This window comes from Pseudomonas marvdashtae (genome assembly GCF_014268655.2).
Lineage (GTDB): Bacteria > Pseudomonadota > Gammaproteobacteria > Pseudomonadales > Pseudomonadaceae > Aquipseudomonas > Aquipseudomonas marvdashtae.
This window is the reverse complement of record NZ_JABWQX020000001.1, coordinates 2,701,754-2,721,882: the sequence shown is the minus strand read 5'-3', so window position 1 is coordinate 2,721,882 and position 20,129 is coordinate 2,701,754. Positions and strand designations below refer to the sequence as shown.

The following is a 20,129-nucleotide window of genomic DNA, read 5'->3' as shown; positions in this document are numbered from 1 at the left end:
TTAAAATTCACAGAATAATCCAGCCTCTCCACTATGGGACCACCCTTCAGTGGAAAACGGACATGACAAAAACAATACTCGTCGGGTGTGGCGCCGGTTTCGCCAATGATCGACCCGACGCCGCGCTGCGCCTGGCCCAAGACCTGGCACAACGCAGCGGCCAGCGCTACATCATGCTTGAGCTGCTGGCTGAACGGACCCTGGCCGAGGCGCAGTTGCGCAAGCGCCTCGACCCGCAGGCCGGCTATTCCTCCCGCTTGTTCGATTTTCTCGAACCCATGCTGGCGCTGTGCATCGAGGCCGGCATCCCGATCATCACCAATGGCGGCGCAGCCAATCCCAGGGCCGCCGCGCAACGGCTGCGTCATGAGCTGGCGGGTCGCTTCCCTTCGCTGAAAATCGCCTGCGTGTTGGGCGACGACCTGCTGGAAGAAACGCCTTCGCGTTACGAACGGTGGCTGTCGCCGAGCGCCAAGGAGCAGCCCGTTTCGGTGAACGTCTACACCGGCGCCGAGGGTATCGCCCAGGCACTCGCCGCTGGCGCTGGCATCGTGTTGTGTGGCCGTGTCGCCGATCCGTCGTTGGCGGTGGGGGCGATCCGCCATGGGTTGGGCTGGGCCGCCGACGATTGGCAGAAAATGGCTGTCGCCACCGCCGCGGGCCACTTGCTGGAATGCTGCACCCAGGTCACTGGCGGCTATTTTGCCCACCCTGGCATGAAAGAGATTCCGGATCTGGCCAACCTGGGTTGTCCGATTGCCGAGGTCCATGAGAATGGCCGCCTGATCATAGGCAAAACCCGTCATTGCGGCGGAAGGGTCAGTGAGCAGACCGTCAAGGAACAGCTGCTGTACGAAGTGCACGACCCACGACGCTATCTGACGCCCGACGTAGTGCTGGACCTGGGCCAGGCTCGTGTCCATGACTTGGGTGAGGACCGTGTCGAAGTCAGCGGGCTGCTCGGCCATTCCCGTCCCGACACGCTCAAGGGCCTGGCCGGTGAGCGCGGCCTGTGGTTTGGCGAAGCAGAAATTTCCTATGCAGGCCCTGGTGCCGTGGCACGTGCCGCGCTGGCGCGAGAGATCCTGCTGGAGCGTTTCGACCGCTTGGCGCCAGGCGTGCACCCCTGGATCGACCTGTCGGGGATAGCCAGTCTGTTCAACGACCAGGGTGGCCGCTATCTGCAAAAACAACTGGCCCAGGCGCCAGCGCTGGAAGACGTGCGCGTGCGCATCGGCCTGACCCACACCGACCGACCATTGCTCGAAACCCTGCTGGCCGAGGTGGAGTCCCTTTACACCAACGGGCCGGCCGGCGGCGGCGGTGTCCGACGACATCTCGTCGAGGCCGTCACGACCCGCAGTTTCCTGTTGCCGCGCGATGAAATCCACACAACCTTGGAGTGGTATTGATGAACAGGGTCACCCTCGCCGACTTCGCCCACGCCCGTGCCGGCGATAAAGGCAACATCCTCAGCATCGCGGTTTTCCCCCACGACGCGGCCCATTACGCCTGGCTAGTGCAGGAACTGACTTGCGCGCGAGTGGCCGAGCAATTCGCGACGCGTCGGCCTTCCAAGGTGCACCGCTATGAACTACCGAACCTCAATGCCTTGAATTTCGTGCTTGAAGACGCCCTGGAGGGCGGCGTGAACCGCAGTTGCGGTCTCGATCGCCACGGCAAGAGCCTGAGTTACCTGCTGTTGGCCTTGAACCTGCCCGGACCGCAAGACTGACCGACGCTTCGCCCCCGTACCATCGACAACAATAAAAAGAGAGGCCCCTACATGATTACAACCTTGGGTTTCCTGATGATGCTCGCCATCATCGGATTGATATTGCTGCGCCGGATCAGCCCGGTGGTGGCGTTCACCATCCTGCCCGTGGTCGCTTGCCTGTTGGCCGGCTTCAATCTCGGGCAGATCGGCGAATTCATCAAGGCCGGCCTGATCACGGTGGCCCCGACGGCCGCGCTGTTCCTGTTCGCCATCCTGTTTTTCGGCATCATGCGCGACCGGGGGCTGTTCGATCCGCTGGTCAACCTGCTGATCCGCAGCACGGGCGGCAAGCCGTTGGCCGTGGCGCTGGTGACGGTATTGGTGACCTCGGTGGTTCACCTCGACGGCGTCGGCGCAGCGACGTTCCTGCTGACGATCCCAGCCTTGCTGCCCTTGTATAAACGCCTGAACATGAGCCCGTTGATGCTGTTGTGCCTGGTGGGCACCACCGCCGGGGTGATCAATATGGTGCCGTGGGGTGGAACGACCGCCCGCGCCGCCGCCGTGTCGGGGCTCGATGCCACCGAGCTGTGGCTGGGGCTGCTACCGGTGCAGATGGTGGGCCTGGCGTGCATGCTCGGGGTCGCAACGGTATTGGGCTTGCGGGCCCAGCGTCGCCAGCCGATGTCACTGGGGGCCGCCGCGACGTGCGATATGGACGGCCTGCAACCCCAGGACCGCGAGTTCAGCCTTTCACCTCGAGAGCTGCGCTACTGGCTGAACGTGGCCCTGACCGGTGGGATCCTGCTGTGCCTGTTCACCGGCATCTTTCCCTTGTATGCCTGCTTCATGGTGGGACTGGGCATCGCCCTGCCGTTGAATTTCCCGTCCCTGGACGCCCAGGCTGAACGCCTCAAGGCTCACGCCGCCGATGCACTGCAAATGGTCTTGGTGATGATGGCCGCCGCCGTGCTGTTGGGCGTGCTCTCCGGCGCGAAGATGTCCGATGGCATGGCCTTGTCGTTGATCAATATCCTGCCCGCCGGTTCTGCCCAGTACCTGCACGTGATCGTCGGCTTCTTCGGCGTTCCCCTGGGCATGATCTTTTCGCCCGACGCCTACTATTTCGCCCTGCTGCCGGTCATCAAGGATGTGGCCGCCGCAGCCGGTGTTCCCCTCGAAGCAGTGGCCCGGGCCATGCTGATCGGTGAAAACACCGGATTCTCCATCAGCCCGGTGGTGCCCAGCGTCTACCTGGCGTTGGCCCTCAGCGGCGTCGAGCTGCGCAAGCACATGGCCTATACCTTTTTCTGGGCCTGGGGGGTCAGTCTGGTGATGCTCGCCTTCGCCGTGCTGACCGGGGCTGTACAGGTATGAGTCTCAAGGGTGGGTTTGGAAAATCAGCGACCGATGCACCCCCGAACCCGCCCTCACCCCATCGCCCACGGCCAGCGCGACCGAGCCGAACGGCATCGCCGCATCGCCACAGGCAAACACCCCCGAAAGGCTGGTTTCACGCGTCATCGGGTCGCACTGGATGAAAGCCCCGAGTGGGCCGTCCTCAAACGTACAGCCCAACGTTTGCGCGAGCGAGCTGGCAACCCGGGTGCGCGGCAGGACAAACAGACCGGCGATGGCGATCACACCACCGCTGGCCAACACAACGTTGGCCTGTTCGCCTTCGATGCGCTCGACATGCTCCGCCACCACGGTAACACCGCGCTGCTCAAGGCTCGCCATCTGCTCAGGATCCGGCTCGAACACGCCGTTGGTGAAGAAAGTCGTCGGCCCCCAGTCTGGCAGCATCAACGCATGGTGGAGCGACATCGGCGAGGTCGCCAGGGAGCCAATCGGCCCCTGGTCCAGCTCGTAGCCATGGCAGTATGGGCAATGAAAGACACTTTGCCCCCAACGTTCCGCCAGTCCCTGCACCGCTGGCAGTTCGTCAATTATCCCGGTGGCGAGCAACAGACGACGGGCGCTGTAGCGTTGCCCGTGGGTGGTTTCGACGATGAAGCCCTCCTCGTGCCTGGCGGCGTGGGTTGCGGTGTCTGAAACCCATTTCACCGTCGGGTACGCCAAGAGCTGCGTTCGGGCGTCATCGGCAATGTCATCGGGCGCGCGGCCGTCCTGTCCGAGAAAACCGTGGGATGTCGCGGCAAACCGATTACGACGCTCGCCCGCGTCGATGACAAGCACTTTGCGGCGGGCACGGGCCAACTGAAGACCCGCGGACATTCCAGCATAGCTGCCGCCTGCAATGATGACGTCGTATTCCATGAGCGTTCTCCAAGATGTTTACGAGGGCGTGGGCAAGTCTCGACACATCGTATGTTTCTTGAAAAACCGCTGTCAATAGTCTCGTAACTTTTGCGATTACAGGCGATACTCCGCTCGGTTTTACCTTCGGATATTTTCATGAGAAACGACACGCGTCTTTCCCGCATGCTGCATGTGCTGATCCATATGGACCGGCATCAGCAATCCGCCACTTCCGATACCCTTGCTCAAATGCTCGGCACCAATCCTGTGGTGGTGCGTCGGACCATGGCCTTGCTCAAGGAACAGGGTTACGTCACGTCGGAAAAAGGCCATCGCGGCGGTTGGAGCCTGGCCAAGCCCTTGGCGCAAATGACCTTGCTCGACATCCACCAAGCGCTGGGCAGCACCTCGATCTTTGCCCTTGGCCTGTCCACCGATCACCCGCAATGCTTGGTGGAACAGGCCGTGAACGCGGCGCTGACGGACGCGTTCGAAGAGGCGCAGGCGTTGCTGCTAAAGCGCCTGGGCAGCATTACGTTGGCAGAGTTGGCGGAGGATTTTGATCAGCGTTATCAGCAGTTCTTCGCCGGTGAGGCGGGCACAGGGACAGAACACAGCCATCATTGAAGCGAGTACACAGCCCGCCATGGCGCGGGCCGTGTTTGCGGGCGTTCAGGCGAGATAGCGCTTGAACCAGTCCATTGTTCGCGACCACGCCAGATCGGCTGCCGCTTCGTCATAACGCGGTGTCGAGTCGTTGTGAAAGCCATGATTGACGCCTGGATAAATGTAGGCCTGATAGTCCTTCTTCCCGGCCTTGAGCGCCGCTTCATAGGCCGGCCAGCCTTCGTTGATCCGCGTGTCGAGTTCAGCGTAGTGGATCAATAGCGGCGCGTTGATCCGTGGCACGTCCTCGGGTTTGGGTTGGCGTCCGTAGAACGGCACTGCCGCGCCCAGTTCGGGGTACGCCACCGCAGCCGCGTTGGCCACCCCACCGCCGTAGCAGAAACCGGTGATGCCGACTTTTCTCCCGCCCACGGCCTCATGCTTGCCGAGAAACTCGATGGCGGCGAAAAAATCGTTCATCAGTTTTTCCGGGTCGACTTGCTGTTGCAACTCGCGCCCCTTGTCGTCATTGCCCGGATAACCGCCCACCGATGTCAGGCCATCGGGTGCCAGCGCGACGAACCCGGCCTTGGCGACGCGCCGGGCGACGTCTTCGATATATGGGTTCAACCCCCGGTTTTCATGAGCCACCACTACGCCGGGCGCAGCTCCGCTGGCCTTGGCTGGCCGCACCAGGTAACCACGCACCTGGCCGTGGCCGTTTGGCGAGGGATAGGTGATGTACTGCGCCAGGATATCCGGGTCGGTGAAGTTCACCTGCATCGCCTGGGCATAATCGGGGCTCAACGATGCCAACAGCGCGCCGGCCGTGAGCCCGCCCACCGCGAATTGGCTGGCCCGTTCGAGGAAGACCCGCCGGGAAATCTGGCCATGGGCGTAGAAGTCGTAGAGCTCAAGCAGTTCGGGAGCAAAGTCCCTGGCGGTGAGACGTGTCATGGGTGGGGTCCTCGGCTGGGATCGAAAAATCATAGCCGAAAAAAAACGCCGCTCCAGGAGCGGCGTTTCTTTTTACCAGACGGCGTCCGGTTTACAGCGCCATGTCAGCCGCTGGATTGGCTTCACGGGCAGCAGCCGGTTTGGCCGGTACTGTAGCGGCGTTTACCTTGCCGACAGCCGGTGGCGGGTCCAGTTGCAGGACTTCGCTGGTGTAGGCCCATTCCTGGGCGACACGCTCTGGGCTCTCGTTGAGCTTGGTGCCGTAGCTCGGCACGATCTGGCGCAGTTTTTCCTGCCAGGCCGGGGTGGCCACCTTGTCCTTGAAGACTTTCTCAAGCACGGTCAGCATGATTGGTGCGGCGGTCGACGCGCCTGGCGAGGCACCCAGCAGGCCGGCGATGCTGCCATCTTCGGAAGCGACGACTTCGGTGCCGAGTTTCAGCACGCCGCCCTTCTCTTCGTCACGCTTGATGATCTGCACGCGCTGGCCGGCCTGCCACAGGCGCCAGTCTTCCTGCTTGGCCTCTGGGAAGTATTCCTTCAGCGCGTTGAAGCGGTCTTCGTCCGACAGCATCAACTGGCCTGCCAGGTATTCCACCAGCGGGTACTGTTCGATACCGACCTTGGTCATCGGCCACACGTTGTGGGTCGTGGTGCTGGTGAGCAGGTCGAAGTACGAGCCGTTCTTGAGGAACTTGGTGGAGAACGTGGCAAATGGGCCAAACAGGATCACACGCTTGCCATCAAGCACGCGGGTATCCAGGTGCGGAACCGACATCGGTGGCGCGCCAACCGAAGCCTTGCCGTATGCCTTCGCCAGGTGCACCTGGGCGATGGTCGGATTTTCGGTCACGAGGAACGAACCCCCTACCGGGAAGCCTGCATACTCACGGGCTTCTGGAATGTCCGACATCTGCAGCAGGTGCAGGGCACCGCCACCGGCGCCGATGAACACGAACTTGGCGTCGGTCTCGGTTTCGGTACCGTCCTTCAGGTTCTTGTACGAAACACGCCAGGTGCCGTCTTCATTGCGAGTGATGTCTTCCACTTCGCTGGACAGCTTGAGCGAGAAGTTTGGCTTGGTTTGCAGGTAAGTGGCGAACTGGCGGGTGATTTCGCCAAAGTTCACGTCAGTACCCAGCGGGCTCCAGGTGGCCGCGACTTTCTGGCTCGGGTCGCGCCCCTGCATCATCAGCGGAACCCACTTGCTGATCTGCGCAGGATCTTCGGAGTACTGCATGCCGGCGAATAACGGGCTGGCCTGGAGGGCTTCGTAACGCTTCTTCAGGAACGCGATGTTCTCGTCGCCCCACAGAAAACTCATGTGCGGCGTGGAGTTGATGAACGAACGCGGATTCTTCAACACGCCGTTCTTGACTTGCCAGGACCAGAACTGGCGGGAAATCTGGAAGGCTTCGTTGATTTCGATGGCCTTGGAGATATCGACCTTGCCGTCTTTTTCCGGCGTGTAGTTCAGCTCCGCCAGCGCGGAGTGACCGGTACCGGCGTTGTTCCAGCCATTGGAGCTCTCTTCGGCAACACCGTCCAGGCGCTCGACCATTTCCATGGTCCAGCCCGGCTCCAGCTCATTGAGCCAAACGCCGAGGGTCGAACTCATGATGCCGCCACCAATGAGCAAGACATCAACTTTTTTCGGCTCGGCGGCGTGCGTGGTCGCAAGACCCATCGCCATCGCCAGGCCCAGCAGCGCCGTGTGTGTTTTCTTCAACATGTGTGTATCCCTAGGATAAAACGCCATTCCGCCCTCCAGTCCTGTTCGAGGGATGACCTCGTCCATGCCGGCACAGCCAGCGGGCGGGTATCGAATGAACTGGAGGATGGACCTACAGGGCCGAGCAATATCGGCCTCACATTTATGTCTCTCCGGCGCTGTCTTCTTGTAGGTCTTGGCTTCAGCTGGGTGAGGGACACTGCAAAACGGTCTGGATCGGGCCCGGCGTGACCGTGCCCGATTGTCGCAGCGGGGGGAGTTTACAGAAGGAAATAAGCAGACCGAAGCGCATTTTTGCATTCGAGGTAAAAACGCCGACCAAATGACGGCGTTTTAATGGCTCCATCGGTCCCTCGACTACCCGAGTATCTGACTCAACACCGCCCGCAGCTTGCCGGGCTTGACCGGTTTGTTCAGCAGCGGCGCATTCAGTTTGCGCAAGGCGCGGCGGCATTGGTCGCTGCGGTCGGCGGTAATGATCACCGCCGGGATTGCCTGTTGGAAATGCTCACGCAGGTGCTTGACCACCTCGCAGCCGACTACCCCATGATCGAGATGAAAATCCGCCAGGACCAACTCTGGGGCGCGGCCTTGCAGCACATCGAAGGCGCCCGCTTCGTCAGTGGCTGTCAATACCTCGCAGCCCCACTGCCCCAGCAGCGCCGCCATGCTTTGCAGAATGGTCACCTCGTTGTCGATGACCAACAAGCGACGGCCCGGTAGCGGGTTACCGGTAACCGCCTGCGCAGGAATCAGCGACATGGGCAGCGGCCGCTCGGCGGACAGCGGCACCTCGATGCTGAACACCGAGCCGCGTCCTGGACGCGAGCGCACCTGCACGCGACAACCGAGGACATGGGCGATACGCTCGACTATCGCCAGACCCAGGCCCACGCCCTTGCGATCCGCCGCCCGGCCGACATCCAGTTGGTTGAATTCGAGGAAAATCGACTCCAGGCAATCCGCCGCGATGCCCCGCCCAGTGTCCCAGACTTCCAGGCTCAAGCGCCCTCCCCGACGCCGCGCCGCCAGCAGAATGCCGCCCTGGTCGGTGTAGCGACACGCGTTGCTGAGCAGGTTGCGCAGGATCCGCGTCATCAACCGCAGGTCAGTCAACACCGCCTCATCGGCAAACCGCACCCGCAGGTCCAGGCCCGCGGCACCGGCTACCGATTGAAACTCCGACACCAGCGGCGCGAGCAGCTCATCCAGCCGGTACGGTGCCAGATCGGGCCTGACGGCAGCCTGGTCCAGCCGGGAAATGTCCAGCAGGTCGGTGAGCAGATCCTCTGCCCCCTCCAGCGCCTGATGCGTGCGCTCCACCAGCACATGCTCGGCGGCCGGCAATGTGCGCTCACGCAACGTGGCGATCAGCAGTCGCGCGGCGTTGAGCGGTTGCAGCAGGTCGTGGCTGGCGGCGGCCAGGTATTTGTCCTTGCTGCGATTGGCGGCCTGGGCGGCGTCCCGCGCATCGCGCAGCTGTTGCTCGACCAACTCGCGCTGGGCGATCTGTTGTTGCAGGTTATGGTTGGCCTCCAGCAGCGCATCGGTGCGCTCGGCCACCCGCTGCTCCAATTGGTCGTTGAGCTGCTGCAGGTGATGCCGGGCTTGTTCCAATTCATCCAGGCGCGCCGCGAGCTCCGGGTAGTGACTCTTGCGTGTCGAGTGGTTGCCCAGCCCCAGCAGCCCGGCCAGGGCTTTTTGCTGTTCGTCAGAGGGCTTCGCCATAGACGACCTCGACATCCCGCTGGCTCGACTCCCGGGGATTGGTGAGGATGCACGGATCGTGCATCGCATGCTGTGACAGGAACGGAATGTCCGAGGTGCTGACGCCGTGCAGCCCGAGGGTTTCGTGGAAACCGATGGTGCGCTTGAGCGCGATCAGGTGCTCCACCAACCGGGTGCGGATTTGTCGATGATTGAGCCCACGGCAATCGATGCCCAGCGTCTCGGCGATCACCTTGAAACGCTCGGGCGCGGAGTTGTAGTTGAACGCCACCACGTGCTCCACCAGCACCGCATTGCACAGCCCATGAGGCAGGTCGAGGAAACCGCCCAAGCTGTGGGACATGGCATGCACCGCGCCGAGGATCGCGTTAGAGAACGCCAGCCCGGCCTGCATGCTGCCGAGCATGATCTTCTCGCGCAGCGCAATGTCCGCTGGGTTGGCAATCATCTGCACCAGGTTGTTGTTGATCAGGCGCATCGCTTCCAAGGCGTGGGGATCGGTCAGCGGTCCGTGACCGGTGGAGACGAACGCCTCGATGGCGTGCACCAGCGCATCGATGCCGGTACAGGCCGACAGGAACGGGTCCATGCTCAGGGTGGTTTCCGGGTCGATCAACGACACATCGGGCACCGCCGCCTTGCTGACGATGGAAAACTTCATGCGTTCTTGCTGGTTGGAGATGATGACGAACTGCGACACGTCCGCCGAAGTGCCGGCCGTGGTGGGAATCAGGATCAGCGGCGGGCTCGGCATGTAGAGCGTGTCGACGCCTTCGAACTCGAGGATGCTGCGACCGTGCGCCACGACGATGCCAATCGCCTTGCCGCCGTCCATGGGGCTGCCGCCACCGACCGCGACGATCACGTCGCAGTGGTTCTCACGGTACATCTCGGCGCCGAGCATCACTTCTTCCACGCGGGGATTGGGAGAGATCGCGCTGTAGATGCAGTAGTCGATGCCCTGGGCTTGCAGGCTGGCTTCGACGTCACCGACCCAACCGGCGGCGATGACCCCGGGGTCGGTGACCACCAGCACCTTGCGGGCACCGAAGGTCTTGGCGTAATTGCCGACATTGTGCCGGCAACCGGCACCAAACATGATTTCTGGGGAAACGAACTTGCGCAGCGGACTGAGGCTCATTTTTTCAGGGGGGCTCATCGGTAAGCCTGTTCTTATTGTCTTGGAATACCCTGAGCCTAAAGCATCCCGCCGCGAATGCAATCAGACCAATGGGTAGCCCGGCCAGACCGCGCCTGGCCGGGCCGGCCCTCATCGGTTGGCGAAGTACATCGTCACTTCAAAGCCAATACGCAGGTCGGTGTACGCGGGTTTAGTCCACATGGGTCTTTCCTCTTCTTGTACCGGGCGATTCCGGCAGGGTCATTAATGCATGGGGCGGCCAAGGCTCGAATGCTACTTTCGGAGCAATGGGTGGGGTGCGTTGGTAGTACAGGCCGTTAGAAAAATCCCAACGGATTGACGTCGTAGCTCACCAGCAGGTTCTTGGTCTGCTGATAGTGATCGAGCATCATCTTGTGCGTCTCACGGCCCACGCCGGACTTCTTGTAGCCGCCGAACGCAGCATGCGCCGGGTACAGGTGGTAGCAGTTGGTCCACACGCGACCGGCCTTGATCGCCCGGCCCATGCGGTAGGCGCGGTTGATGTCGCGGGTCCAGAGGCCGGCGCCAAGGCCGAACTCGGTGTCGTTGGCAATCGCCAGGGCTTCGGCTTCGTCCTTGAACGTGGTCACGCCCACCACCGGGCCGAAGATTTCTTCCTGGAACACGCGCATCTTGTTGTGGCCCTTGAGCAGGGTCGGCTGGATGTAATAGCCGCTCGACAGATCGCCTTCAAGACGTTCGGCTGCACCGCCGGTGAGCAGCTCGGCGCCCTCTTCCCGGGCGATGTCCAGGTACGAAAGGATCTTGTCGTATTGCTGCTGGGACGCCTGGGCGCCGACCATGGTCTCGGTGTCCAGGGGATTGCCGCGCTTGATCTTGGCGATTTTCTTCATGACCTCGGCCATGAACGGCACGTAGATCGATTCCTGCACCAACGCCCGCGATGGGCAGGTGCAGACTTCACCCTGGTTGAAAAACGCCAGCACCAGGCCCTCGGCGGCCTTTTCGATGAACGCCGGCTCGGCCTGCATGATGTCTTCGAAGAAGATGTTCGGCGACTTGCCGCCCAGCTCAACGGTGGACGGAATGATGTTCTCGGCCGCGCATTTCATGATGTGCGAGCCCACCGGGGTCGAGCCGGTGAAGGCGATCTTGGCGATGCGCTTGCTGGTGGCCAAGGCTTCACCGGCCTCGCGACCAAAGCCATGGACAATATTCAAGACGCCGGCCGGCAGCAGGTCGGCGATCAGTTCCATGAACACGGTGATCGACAGCGGCGTCTGCTCCGCTGGCTTGAGCACGATGCAGTTGCCGGCGGCCAGGGCCGGGGCGAGTTTCCAGGCGGCCATCAGCAGCGGGAAGTTCCACGGAATGATCTGCCCGACCACGCCCAGGGGCTCGTGGAAATGATAGGCCGTGGTCAGTTCGTTGATCTCGGCGGCCCCGCCCTCTTGGGCACGGATGCACCCGGCGAAATAACGGAAATGGTCAGCCGACAGCGGCACGTCGGCGTTGAGGGTTTCGCGCACGGCCTTGCCGTTGTCCCAGGTTTCAGCGACAGCGAGGACTTCCAGGTGCTGCTCGATGCGGTCGGCGATTTTCAACAGCACCAGGGAACGATCCTGGACCGAGGTCTTGCCCCAGGCATCGGCCGCGGCATGGGCAGCGTCCAGGGCTTTGTCGATGTCGGCGGCGCTGGAGCGTGGGAACTCGCCGATGACCTCGCCGTTGACCGGCGAGGTGTTGGTGAAGTACTCGCCGTTGACCGGCGCGACGAATTCGCCGCCGATGAAATTGCCATAGCGCGGCTTGAAGGAAACGACGGCGCCTGGGGTTCCGGGTTGTGCGTAGATCATGATGGGCCTCTGCCTGGTCGATGCCTGTCGCGGGACAGGCGATAGGCCGATGGTAGAGAGCCCCGCGCGGTGGACGAATGCGTCGTTGGCAGGGGGACTCTCGTTATTTGGTCGTAGGTTTCAAGCTCAAGGCCAGCGCAGGTACCGTGGCGAGGGAGCTTGCTCCCGCTGGGCTGCGCAGCAGACCCGACATTTTGCGATTGCTGCGCAATCGAGCGGGAGCAAGCTCCCTCGCCACGTCTCTCCGCAGGTTTTAGCGTTTAGCCACTAGCTCCTTCGGCAACTTGAAGGTCCAGAGCATGCCGCCCTGGTTGAAGTCCTTCACGCGCTTGGCCACCTCGCCGCCCCACAGCGGCACTGCGCCGCCCCAGCCCGAGACCACCGAGACGTATTGCTCGCCGTCCATTTCCCAGGTAATGGGCGAGCCGAGCACGCCGGAGCCGGTCTGGAATTCCCAGACTTTTTCGCCGGTCTTGGCATTAAAGGCCTGCAGGAAGCCTTCAGGCGTGCCGGTGAACACCAGGTTGCCCTTGGTGGTCAACACACCGCCCCACAGCGGCGCGAAGTTCTTGTGGCGCCAGACTTCCTTGCCGGTCTTCGGATCGATGGCCCGCAGCACGCCGATGTAGTCCTCGTTCAGCGGCTTGATGGTGAAACCGGCACCGAGAAACGCCGCGCCCTTCTTGTAGGCGATGCCTTCGTTCCAGATGTCCATGCCCCATTCGTTGGACGGCACGTAGAACAGGCCAGTGTCTTGGTTGTAGGCCATCGGCATCCAGTTCTTCGCGCCGAGGAACGCCGGGGCGACAAACACCGAGCTGCCCTTGGCTTCGCTGCCCGGCGCTCCCGGACGGCTGGCCTCGTTGTAGATCGGCCGCCCGTCCTTGTCCAGGCCGGTGGCCCAGGTGATCTTGTCAACGAATGGGAAGCCACGGATGAACTTGCCGTTGGTGCGGTCGAGCACGTAGAAGAAGCCGTTGCGGTCGGCAGTGGCCGCCGCCTTGATGTCCTTGCCGCCGTCCTTGTAGTTGAACGAGATCAGCTCGTTGACGCCGTCATAATCCCAGCCGTCATGCGGCGTGCTCTGGAAGTGCCATTTGATGCTGCCGTCGTCCGGGTTCAACGCCAGGCGCGACGAGGAATAGAGGTTGTCGCCAGGACGCAGGTGAGAGTTCCACGGTGCCGGGTTGCCGGTGCCGAACAGCAACAGGTTGGTTTCCGGGTCGTAGTAGCCGCCCAGCCAAGGCGCCGCACCGCCGGTTTTCCAGAGATCGCCGGGCCAGGTCTTGCCGGCTTCGCCGCCGGAGATCCCGTTCTCCACCGCCTTGCCATCCTTGTAGACATAGCCCATGTGGCCTTCCACGGTCGGACGGGTCCACAGTAGCTCGCCATTCTTCGGATCGTAGGCGCTGATCTGGCCGACCACGCCGAACTCGCCCCCCGCCACGCCGGTGATGAGCTTGCCATTCACGACCATGGGCGCGGCGCTGATGGAATAACCTTCCTTGTGGTCGGCGACCTTCTTGCTCCACACCACCTTGCCGGTGTCCTTGTTCAGGGCCACCAGCTTGGCGTCGAGGGTGCCGAAGAACACCAGGTCGCCATACAGCGCCACACCGCGGTTGATCACATCGCAGCAAGGGCGGATGTCGTCTGGCAGCCGCGCGTCGTATTGCCAAAGTTTCTTGCCAGTACGGGCGTCCACCGCGAACACCCGCGAATAGGAACCGGTGAGGTACATCACGCCGTCCTTGATCATCGGCTGGGCCTGCTGGCCGCGCTGCTTTTCGCCGCCGAAGGAGAACGCCCAGACCGGCCGCAGGTCCTTGATGTTGTTAACGTTCAGGGTATCGAGCGGGCTATAGCGCTGGCCCTGCACGCCGAGGCCGTTGGTCACGATCTGTTGCGGGTTTTTCGGATCCTGGAGAATTTCCTGGTCGGTCACGGCGGCCAAGGCCGAACCGGACAGCAGCATGGCACTGAGCAGCAGGTTCACGGCGAAGGGTTGGCGACGTGCGGGATGGGTCATGGCGGCTACCTCTGCGGTTATTGTTATACCCGGGAAATTTTCCCGGTCTGCCACAGATTCTTGGGCCAGGGGCCGCTGCCAACAATTGCCCGCTGTGCTGAGTTTTCTAGTTCCTTGGTACACATAGAGGCCACAGGGACGCGTGCTCAGCCAGGGTCGCGGGTGTCCACCCGCTTCATCCCAGCCCGCTCATAACGCGGATACAGATGACTGACGCTGCGAATCAATTCATAACGACTCAGACTGATCCCGGAAAAGCGTTCAGGAATGGGGCTGCGGATCATCTCGGCCATGTCATCGCCGCGCGCCGCGCCGTCGCGCATCAGTTGATCGAGCCAGCCCAGGTAGTCGCGCATTTGCGCAAAAGGCCGGGCATCGCTCGCCACCGGTCCGTGGCCGGGCACGATCTGCTTCCAAGGCAAAGCCTGCAAGGTCTCCAGGTCCTTGAGCCAGACATCCAGTCCAGGACTGTTCGGTGTGGTCAGGGCGCGCTCGTAAAACACCAGGTCGCCGGCGAACAGCACACCGGTGGTTTCATCGAAGATCGCCAAATCCGCCCCGGTGTGCCCGGCAAGCGCCAGCAGGCGCAGCGAATGGTCACCGACTTTCAGCGTGCCGGGTTCCAGCACCTGAGTCGGCAGCACCACCTCGGTGCCGCGCATCCAGTCCCCCACCAGCCGGTACATGTTCTCGGCCATCGCATCGCCCTGCTGTCGCAGCAGGTCGGTGGTGCCGGACAACGCGCCGATGGGTACGTCGCTGAACGCCTGGTTGCCCAGTACATGATCCGGGTGATGATGGGTCAGCAGCACCTGGATCACCGGTTTGTCGGTGGTCGCGGCGATGGCTTGGCGCAACGCCTCGCCGTAACGCTTCGACGGCCCGGTGTCGATGACCACCACACCAGCGGCGGTGACGATGAACGCCGTGTTGACGATGTTGCCGCCGTTGGCCTTGGCGAAATTATCGGTGCTGCCCTCCAGCAGCCACGTGCCCTCGGCGATCTGCCGAGGCTTGAGGGAATAATCGGTGGCGGACCACGCCGGCAGGCACAGCCCAAGGCAGATCAGCAACAACCAGCGCATGCTGTGCTCCTTTTGATCAGGGAATGGCCGCTTCGAATTCATTGCCGCTGTTGTCGCGCAATACCAGGCGGGTCTGCCCGGGGCCCTTGATGTCAAAGCCCAGGTTGGGGTTTTCGCTGACTGCCGGAAACAGCTCCAGGCTCGCCAGTTGCTGGCCGTCGGCGTCCAGCAGTCGCGCCTGATTGATGAAAAATTCCGGGATGCCGCTCACCAGGCCATTGTCCATGGGATGAGCGATCTGCAGGCGCAGGCGACTCCAATCCCCGCGCGGATAACGGCCGCCCAATACTTCGCCCAGGCGTTCCTCCCAGCCGGGCTGCGTGCGCACGACGCTGGGCGCGGTGCAACCGCCACCGGCCGCGTCGATCAGGGTCGAGCCGACGTGCCACAAGCCGTCACGGGTTTGCACGGCGGCGCGCAATGGGGTGGCCTGCTCGATGCGAATGCGGACCGAGAGCCAGGGCAGCACCCTCTCGGATGGCTGGAAATCGACGATTTTCGGCAAGGGATTCAACTCGGCCCAGGCCAGTACGCGCACGACGTCGCCAGTGAACGCCCGCGCATCGATTTCCAACGGCACCTGGCGCGCATCCTCGGCGAAGGGCGGCGCCAACACGCGTACCCGCTCGTCGAAAACGAAGGGCGCGTCGGCGAGCAATTGCTTGTGGTAAAAGGCCCACATCACCGAGGGCACAGGATCCTTACCCGGCTCCACCGCCATCGCCAGCCACGGTAGGCACCCCAACAGCAGGCCATACGCTCGCCAGTTCATCCCTGCGCTCCTATTGGTACATTTCGGGAACTTCGTAACGCAGGCCGTATCGGGCATAGATGGCCTTGAGGCTGCCGTCGCGTATCAACGCTTCCAGCGCCTCCTCCACCGCATAGGCCAATTGCCGGTTGCTTTCGTGCACCGCCATGCCGATTTCCCAGCGTTGCTTGCCCATGTTCGGGTAAGCGTTTTCGGCCAGCGCCAATTGCGGATCGGCCGCTCGGTGCACCTGCCAATCGATTTCCCCTCGCATCGCCATCACTGCATCCACTTGCGCCGCTTGCATGGCGGCGAAGGCTTTGGCAACGCTGGGATAGTGGCGGGTCTTGGCACTGAGCATGCCGTTGAACACAGACGTCAGGTAGAACGACGGCACGCTGTCGACTTCAACGCCAATGGGGTGCTGCTGGAACACCGCGACGCTGCCGACCGAATCCAGCCGACGCCGGTCGTATGCCACCTGCCAGCATTCCTGCTGGTACGGTCCGAACATCACCACCTGGGCATTTTCCAGCTCGCCGATGTCGTTGCGCTTCTGGACGTAATCGTGATCGTACGGAACCCGCATCATCAGGTCGGCCAGTTGTCGGCCGTGCAGCGCACTGCTACGCCAGATGTAGTCGCGCAGGTCATCGTCGAGCTTTTCGCCGGGTGGCGCCCAGATCAGTGCCAGGCGTACGCCGAGCGCCTGGGCCAAGGCCTGTGCCAATTCCACGTCCACGCCCCGGGGCTGGCCCTGGTCTTCAAAACTGTAGGGGGCGAAGTCCCTGTAGACCGCGACCTTCAATTCGCCTGCGGCGATCATCTGATCGTAGCTACGCACTTGCGCCTGCACCGCCTGGCCCCACAGCAGCAGGCCGCACGTCAGCCACGCAAACAGGCGCATGGCAATCACTCCTCGACGTGCACGCTGTCAAGGTACGTGCGCACCGCCCACAAGGCTTCCTGGCTCAAGTAATCGGCCATTTTTGGCATGTAGACCCGGCCGTCGCGCACCGCGCCGTGACGCACGCGCTCCACGAACCACTCATCACCGGCCTCGGCGGCGTCGAGCATGCGCAGGTCCGGGGCGATCCCGCCGGACTTGGCTTCCAGGCCATGGCAAGCGGCGCAGTTCTGGTTATAGGCCGAGGCACCGATTTCCACGGCTTTGTCTCGCTCGGGAGCATTGCGATACGGGTTCTGCGCGGCCCACCCATCGGCGTCCAATGGCAGGTTGGTGTCCTTGATGGGAGTCAGCCCTTGGGTTTCCACTGCCTGGGGCACTACGTTGCCGTGAGCCCATACCGAGCCTGCGCCAGCCAGCCCTATCAGCAATGCGGAAGCGATGATGGCGTTGCGTTTTGTTGTCATTGTTATGCCCTCTCAGATTGCACGCAGGCTTCTGCAAGGAAGCCGTGCCGTCATCTTAGGAACCGCTCGCCACCAGCCGAATGCTGCTTTGGTGGCCGCGTTCTACTCCCTTGGTAGCGGGCCATTCGACTCAAGTCGCAAATACAGCCGGTTTGGGAAATCTTCCCGGCAAGGGCGGGACTTTTTCCGTATCGGACGGGCTTGCCAGCCCCGAACCTAGTCAGGCCAAAACCTCACTGGGAAATCCCACCATGACAATAAAAACGCTACCTGCCCTCTCCTCCCTGACCGTCGCCTTGCTGCTGGCCGGCAGCCTGGCCCTGGGCCCGCAGGCGAACGCCGCCGTCACCTGGGAAGACATCGCCAACGACCACCTGACCACCCAGGACGTGCTGCAATACGGCATGGGCACCAACGCCCAGCGCTGGAGTCCGCTGGCCCAGGTCAATGACAAAAACGTGTTCAAGCTCACGCCGGCCTGGTCGTATTCGTTTGGCGACGAAAAGCAGCGCGGCCAGGAATCCCAGGCCATCGTCAGTGACGGTGTGGTGTACGTGACGGGTTCCTATTCGCGGGTATTCGCCCTCGACGCCAGGACCGGCAAGCGCCTGTGGACCTATAACCATCGTCTGCCGGACAACATTCGCCCGTGCTGCGACGTGGTTAACCGCGGCGCGGCGATCTATGGCGACAAGATCTATTTCGGGACGCTGGACGCGCGGGTGGTCGCCCTGGACAAGAACACCGGCAAGGTGGTGTGGAACAAGAAGTTCGGCGATCACGCCGGCGGTTACACCATGACCGGCGCCCCGGTGCTGATCAAGGACAAGACCAGCGGCAAGGTGCTGCTGATCCACGGCAGTTCCGGCGACGAGTTCGGCGTGGTCGGGCAACTGTTCGCCCGCGACCCGGACACTGGCGAAGAAGTCTGGATGCGCCCGTTTGTCGAAGGCCACATGGGCCGCCTCAATGGCAAGGACAGCACGCCGACCGGCGACGTCAAGGCCCCGTCCTGGCCTGACGACAAGACCACCGAGACCGGCAAGGTCGAAGCGTGGAGCCACGGCGGCGGCGCGCCTTGGCAGAGCGCCAGTTTCGATCCCGAGACCAACACCATTATCGTCGGCGCAGGCAACCCCGGCCCATGGAACACCTGGGCGCGCACGTCCAAGGACGGCAACCCCCACGATTACGACAGCCTCTACACCTCCGGCCAAGTCGGTGTCGACCCAAGCACTGGCGAAGTGAAGTGGTTCTACCAACACACCCCCAACGACGCCTGGGATTTCTCCGGCAACAACGAGTTGGTGCTGTTCGACTACAAGGACAAGGACGGCAAAGTGGTGAAAGCCACCGCCCACGCCGACCGCAACGGGTTCTTCTACGTGGTGGACCGCAACAACGGCAAGCTGCAGAACGCCTTCCCCTTTGTCGACAACATCACCTGGGCCAGCCACATTGACCTCAAGTCCGGTCGTCCGGTGGAGAATCCCGGCCAGCGTCCGGCCAAGCCATTGCCCGGCGAGACCAAAGGCAAACCGGTGGAGGTCTCGCCGCCCTTCCTCGGTGGCAAGAACTGGAACCCCATGGCCTACAGCCAGGACACCGGCTTGTTCTACGTCCCCGGCAACCACTGGAAAGAGGAGTACTGGACCGAAGAAGTGAGCTACAAAAAAGGCTCGGCCTACCTCGGCATGGGCTTTCGCATCAAGCGCATGTACGACGATCACGTCGGAAGCCTGCGGGCGATGAATCCCACCACCGGCAAAGTCGTATGGGAGCACAAGGAGCCACTGCCACTGTGGGCCGGCGTGCTCGCCACCAAGGGCAACCTGGTGTTCACCGGCACCGGCGACGGCTTCTTCAAGGCCTTCGATGCGAAAACCGGCAAGGAGCTGTGGAAGTTCCAGACCGGCAGCGGCATCGTTTCCCCGCCTGTCACCTGGGAGCAGGACGGCGAGCAATACATCGGCGTGACCGTCGGTTATGGCGGCGCCGTGCCGCTGTGGGGCGGCGACATGGCCGAGCTGACCAAACCGGTCGCCCAAGGTGGGTCGTTCTGGGTGTTCAAGATTCCGAGTTGGGATAAGGCGACGGCCAAGCAATAACTCCAATCCTCTGTGGGGGAGCGAACCTGCTTCGCCCCCCACAACCATTGAGTTCTCGCCATGAAATATCTGTCTTTTGTGCTGTTGCTCGTCGGTACCCAGGCCCACGCCGAGACCCCCGACGTTCCACTGACGATCAATGGCTGCGTCATCGCCGAAGCCAGCCAATGCCCCGGCGCCGACCTGCGGGGGGCGAACCTGGCGAACCAGGACCTGCGCAAGATGAATCTCAGCGGCGCCGACCTGCGCGATGCCGACTTGCGTCACGCCCGGCTGGACCTGGCCAACCTGGAGAAAGCCCAGCTGCAAGGCGCCAACCTGAACCGAGCAAACCTGCAACAGAGCAACCTGCGCCTGGCGGACTTCAGCGGTGCGACGCTCAAGGCAATCCAGGGCTGGGGCCTGTTTGCCCAGGGCGCGCAATTCCAGCGGGCCGACCTAAGCGGCGCCTATTTGCAGTTCGCCCGCTTGTCCGGCGCCCGGCTCCACGCTGCCAACCTGCAAGCCGCCGACCTGGAAATGGCTTGGCTGAGCAAAGCCGACCTCAAGGGCGCGGACCTGCGCGATGCCAATCTGCAGGAAGTGAAGCTTGGCGAAAGCAACCTCGAACAGGCCAACCTCAATGGCTCTCGCCAGCATTATGGGAATTTCCAGGATGCGAACATGCAGGGTTGCACCGGTTGCCCGACGACTTGGGATCGCTGACGCAGGCCCCCTGGCTGATCGTCCCCACGCTCCGCGTGGGAATGCCTAAACGGACGCTCCGCGTTCGGCTCTGGTGGGACGCAAAGCGTCCCAGGC

18 protein-coding genes are annotated in these 20,129 nt (G+C 62.6%); 6 read left to right on the top strand and 12 right to left on the bottom strand.

What is annotated here, in order from left to right; genetic code table 11:
• Positions 1 to 62: 62 nt before the first annotated feature.
• The 3 genes from HU742_RS12255 to HU742_RS12245 are packed head-to-tail and all read left to right on the top strand — an operon-like array spanning position 63 to position 3,094.
• Positions 63 to 1,412 carry an acyclic terpene utilization AtuA family protein gene (locus tag HU742_RS12255; protein ID WP_186642662.1) on the top strand — a complete coding sequence of 450 codons (1,350 nt, stop codon included), beginning with the start codon at positions 63 to 65 and terminating at the stop codon, positions 1,410 to 1,412.
• Complete coding sequence (locus HU742_RS12250; protein WP_186632200.1) at positions 1,412 to 1,735, top strand: AtuA-related protein; 324 nt, start codon at positions 1,412 to 1,414, stop codon at positions 1,733 to 1,735. The genes HU742_RS12255 and HU742_RS12250 overlap by 1 nt, the downstream gene beginning before the upstream one ends.
• A 51-nt stretch (positions 1,736 to 1,786) precedes the next feature.
• The gene (locus HU742_RS12245; RefSeq protein ID WP_186632197.1) at positions 1,787 to 3,094 is read left to right on the top strand and encodes a CitMHS family transporter; all 1,308 of its coding nucleotides are present in this window, start codon (positions 1,787 to 1,789) and stop codon (positions 3,092 to 3,094) included.
• A 3-nt stretch (positions 3,095 to 3,097) separates the two neighbouring features.
• Here HU742_RS12245 and HU742_RS12240 read toward each other — a convergent pair whose 3' ends face one another.
• Positions 3,098 to 3,997: an NAD(P)/FAD-dependent oxidoreductase gene (locus tag HU742_RS12240; RefSeq protein WP_186642661.1), complete on the bottom strand. Its 900-nt coding sequence runs from the start codon at positions 3,995 to 3,997 to the stop codon at positions 3,098 to 3,100.
• Positions 3,998 to 4,135: 138 nt separating this feature from the next.
• Here HU742_RS12240 and HU742_RS12235 point away from each other — a divergent pair, with 138 nt between their 5' ends.
• On the top strand, positions 4,136 to 4,606 hold the full coding sequence (locus HU742_RS12235; protein WP_186632191.1) for an Rrf2 family transcriptional regulator: 471 nt from the start codon (positions 4,136 to 4,138) through the stop codon (positions 4,604 to 4,606).
• A gap of 45 nt (positions 4,607 to 4,651) precedes the next feature.
• Here the strand turns inward: HU742_RS12235 and yghX are convergent, their stop codons facing one another.
• From yghX to pedF, 11 genes are all read right to left on the bottom strand, one after another.
• Positions 4,652 to 5,542, bottom strand: coding sequence for a YghX family hydrolase (yghX, locus tag HU742_RS12230; protein WP_186642660.1), 891 nt, complete (start codon positions 5,540 to 5,542; stop codon positions 4,652 to 4,654).
• 91 nt (positions 5,543 to 5,633) lie between these two features.
• The gene (gene mqo, locus HU742_RS12225) at positions 5,634 to 7,274 is read right to left on the bottom strand and encodes a malate dehydrogenase (quinone) (protein WP_186642659.1); all 1,641 of its coding nucleotides are present in this window, start codon (positions 7,272 to 7,274) and stop codon (positions 5,634 to 5,636) included.
• A gap of 357 nt (positions 7,275 to 7,631) precedes the next feature.
• On the bottom strand, positions 7,632 to 9,002 hold the full coding sequence (locus tag HU742_RS12220; protein ID WP_186642658.1) for an ATP-binding response regulator: 1,371 nt from the start codon (positions 9,000 to 9,002) through the stop codon (positions 7,632 to 7,634).
• The gene (ercA, locus tag HU742_RS12215; protein WP_186632951.1) at positions 8,986 to 10,143 is read right to left on the bottom strand and encodes an alcohol dehydrogenase-like regulatory protein ErcA; all 1,158 of its coding nucleotides are present in this window, start codon (positions 10,141 to 10,143) and stop codon (positions 8,986 to 8,988) included. Before ercA ends, HU742_RS12220 begins: the two co-directional genes overlap by 17 nt.
• Before the next feature lie 129 nt (positions 10,144 to 10,272).
• On the bottom strand, positions 10,273 to 10,344 hold the full coding sequence (gene pqqA / locus HU742_RS12210; protein ID WP_003243383.1) for a pyrroloquinoline quinone precursor peptide PqqA: 72 nt from the start codon (positions 10,342 to 10,344) through the stop codon (positions 10,273 to 10,275).
• A gap of 116 nt (positions 10,345 to 10,460) precedes the next feature.
• Complete coding sequence (gene exaC / locus HU742_RS12205) at positions 10,461 to 11,981, bottom strand: acetaldehyde dehydrogenase ExaC (protein WP_186632180.1); 1,521 nt, start codon at positions 11,979 to 11,981, stop codon at positions 10,461 to 10,463.
• Between the two features lie 253 nt (positions 11,982 to 12,234).
• Complete coding sequence (locus tag HU742_RS12200; RefSeq protein ID WP_186632177.1) at positions 12,235 to 14,010, bottom strand: PQQ-dependent methanol/ethanol family dehydrogenase; 1,776 nt, start codon at positions 14,008 to 14,010, stop codon at positions 12,235 to 12,237.
• Between the two features lie 146 nt (positions 14,011 to 14,156).
• On the bottom strand, positions 14,157 to 15,095 hold the full coding sequence (locus HU742_RS12195; protein ID WP_186642657.1) for a quinoprotein relay system zinc metallohydrolase 1: 939 nt from the start codon (positions 15,093 to 15,095) through the stop codon (positions 14,157 to 14,159).
• Between the two features lie 16 nt (positions 15,096 to 15,111).
• Complete coding sequence (locus HU742_RS12190; RefSeq protein ID WP_186642656.1) at positions 15,112 to 15,867, bottom strand: quinoprotein dehydrogenase-associated SoxYZ-like carrier; 756 nt, start codon at positions 15,865 to 15,867, stop codon at positions 15,112 to 15,114.
• Between the two features lie 10 nt (positions 15,868 to 15,877).
• Positions 15,878 to 16,753: a substrate-binding periplasmic protein gene (locus HU742_RS12185; RefSeq protein WP_186632168.1), complete on the bottom strand. Its 876-nt coding sequence runs from the start codon at positions 16,751 to 16,753 to the stop codon at positions 15,878 to 15,880.
• Between the two features lie 5 nt (positions 16,754 to 16,758).
• On the bottom strand, positions 16,759 to 17,220 hold the full coding sequence (pedF, locus tag HU742_RS12180) for a cytochrome c-550 PedF (RefSeq protein WP_186642655.1): 462 nt from the start codon (positions 17,218 to 17,220) through the stop codon (positions 16,759 to 16,761).
• A gap of 251 nt (positions 17,221 to 17,471) precedes the next feature.
• On the opposite strand from pedF, the gene exaA reads away from it, so the two are divergent.
• Together exaA and HU742_RS12170 are read left to right on the top strand one after the other, a co-directional pair.
• Positions 17,472 to 19,328, top strand: a complete 1,857-nt coding sequence (gene exaA, locus HU742_RS12175) for a quinoprotein ethanol dehydrogenase (protein WP_186642654.1) — start codon at positions 17,472 to 17,474, stop codon at positions 19,326 to 19,328.
• Between the two features lie 60 nt (positions 19,329 to 19,388).
• Complete coding sequence (locus HU742_RS12170; protein WP_186642653.1) at positions 19,389 to 20,033, top strand: pentapeptide repeat-containing protein; 645 nt, start codon at positions 19,389 to 19,391, stop codon at positions 20,031 to 20,033.
• Positions 20,034 to 20,129: the final 96 nt, after the last annotated feature.

What these genes read in the sequence shown, in the direction of transcription:
- HU742_RS12235 (WP_186632191.1), top strand. Translation starts at nt 4,136, where the DNA reads ATGAGAAACGACACGCGTCTTTCCCGCATGCTGCATGTGCTGATCCAT.
- exaA (WP_186642654.1), top strand. Translation starts at nt 17,472, where the DNA reads ATGACAATAAAAACGCTACCTGCCCTCTCCTCCCTGACCGTCGCCTTG.
- HU742_RS12200 (WP_186632177.1), bottom strand. Translation starts at nt 14,010, where the DNA reads ATGACCCATCCCGCACGTCGCCAACCCTTCGCCGTGAACCTGCTGCTC.
- HU742_RS12240 (WP_186642661.1), bottom strand. Translation starts at nt 3,997, where the DNA reads ATGGAATACGACGTCATCATTGCAGGCGGCAGCTATGCTGGAATGTCC.
- HU742_RS12190 (WP_186642656.1), bottom strand. Translation starts at nt 15,867, where the DNA reads ATGAACTGGCGAGCGTATGGCCTGCTGTTGGGGTGCCTACCGTGGCTG.
- pedF (WP_186642655.1), bottom strand. Translation starts at nt 17,220, where the DNA reads ATGACAACAAAACGCAACGCCATCATCGCTTCCGCATTGCTGATAGGG.
- HU742_RS12220 (WP_186642658.1), bottom strand. Translation starts at nt 9,002, where the DNA reads ATGGCGAAGCCCTCTGACGAACAGCAAAAAGCCCTGGCCGGGCTGCTG.
- HU742_RS12195 (WP_186642657.1), bottom strand. Translation starts at nt 15,095, where the DNA reads ATGCGCTGGTTGTTGCTGATCTGCCTTGGGCTGTGCCTGCCGGCGTGG.
- mqo (WP_186642659.1), bottom strand. Translation starts at nt 7,274, where the DNA reads ATGTTGAAGAAAACACACACGGCGCTGCTGGGCCTGGCGATGGCGATG.
- HU742_RS12245 (WP_186632197.1), top strand. Translation starts at nt 1,787, where the DNA reads ATGATTACAACCTTGGGTTTCCTGATGATGCTCGCCATCATCGGATTG.
- HU742_RS12250 (WP_186632200.1), top strand. Translation starts at nt 1,412, where the DNA reads ATGAACAGGGTCACCCTCGCCGACTTCGCCCACGCCCGTGCCGGCGAT.
- exaC (WP_186632180.1), bottom strand. Translation starts at nt 11,981, where the DNA reads ATGATCTACGCACAACCCGGAACCCCAGGCGCCGTCGTTTCCTTCAAG.
- HU742_RS12185 (WP_186632168.1), bottom strand. Translation starts at nt 16,753, where the DNA reads ATGCGCCTGTTTGCGTGGCTGACGTGCGGCCTGCTGCTGTGGGGCCAG.
- yghX (WP_186642660.1), bottom strand. Translation starts at nt 5,542, where the DNA reads ATGACACGTCTCACCGCCAGGGACTTTGCTCCCGAACTGCTTGAGCTC.
- HU742_RS12170 (WP_186642653.1), top strand. Translation starts at nt 19,389, where the DNA reads ATGAAATATCTGTCTTTTGTGCTGTTGCTCGTCGGTACCCAGGCCCAC.
- HU742_RS12255 (WP_186642662.1), top strand. Translation starts at nt 63, where the DNA reads ATGACAAAAACAATACTCGTCGGGTGTGGCGCCGGTTTCGCCAATGAT.
- ercA (WP_186632951.1), bottom strand. Translation starts at nt 10,143, where the DNA reads ATGAGCCTCAGTCCGCTGCGCAAGTTCGTTTCCCCAGAAATCATGTTT.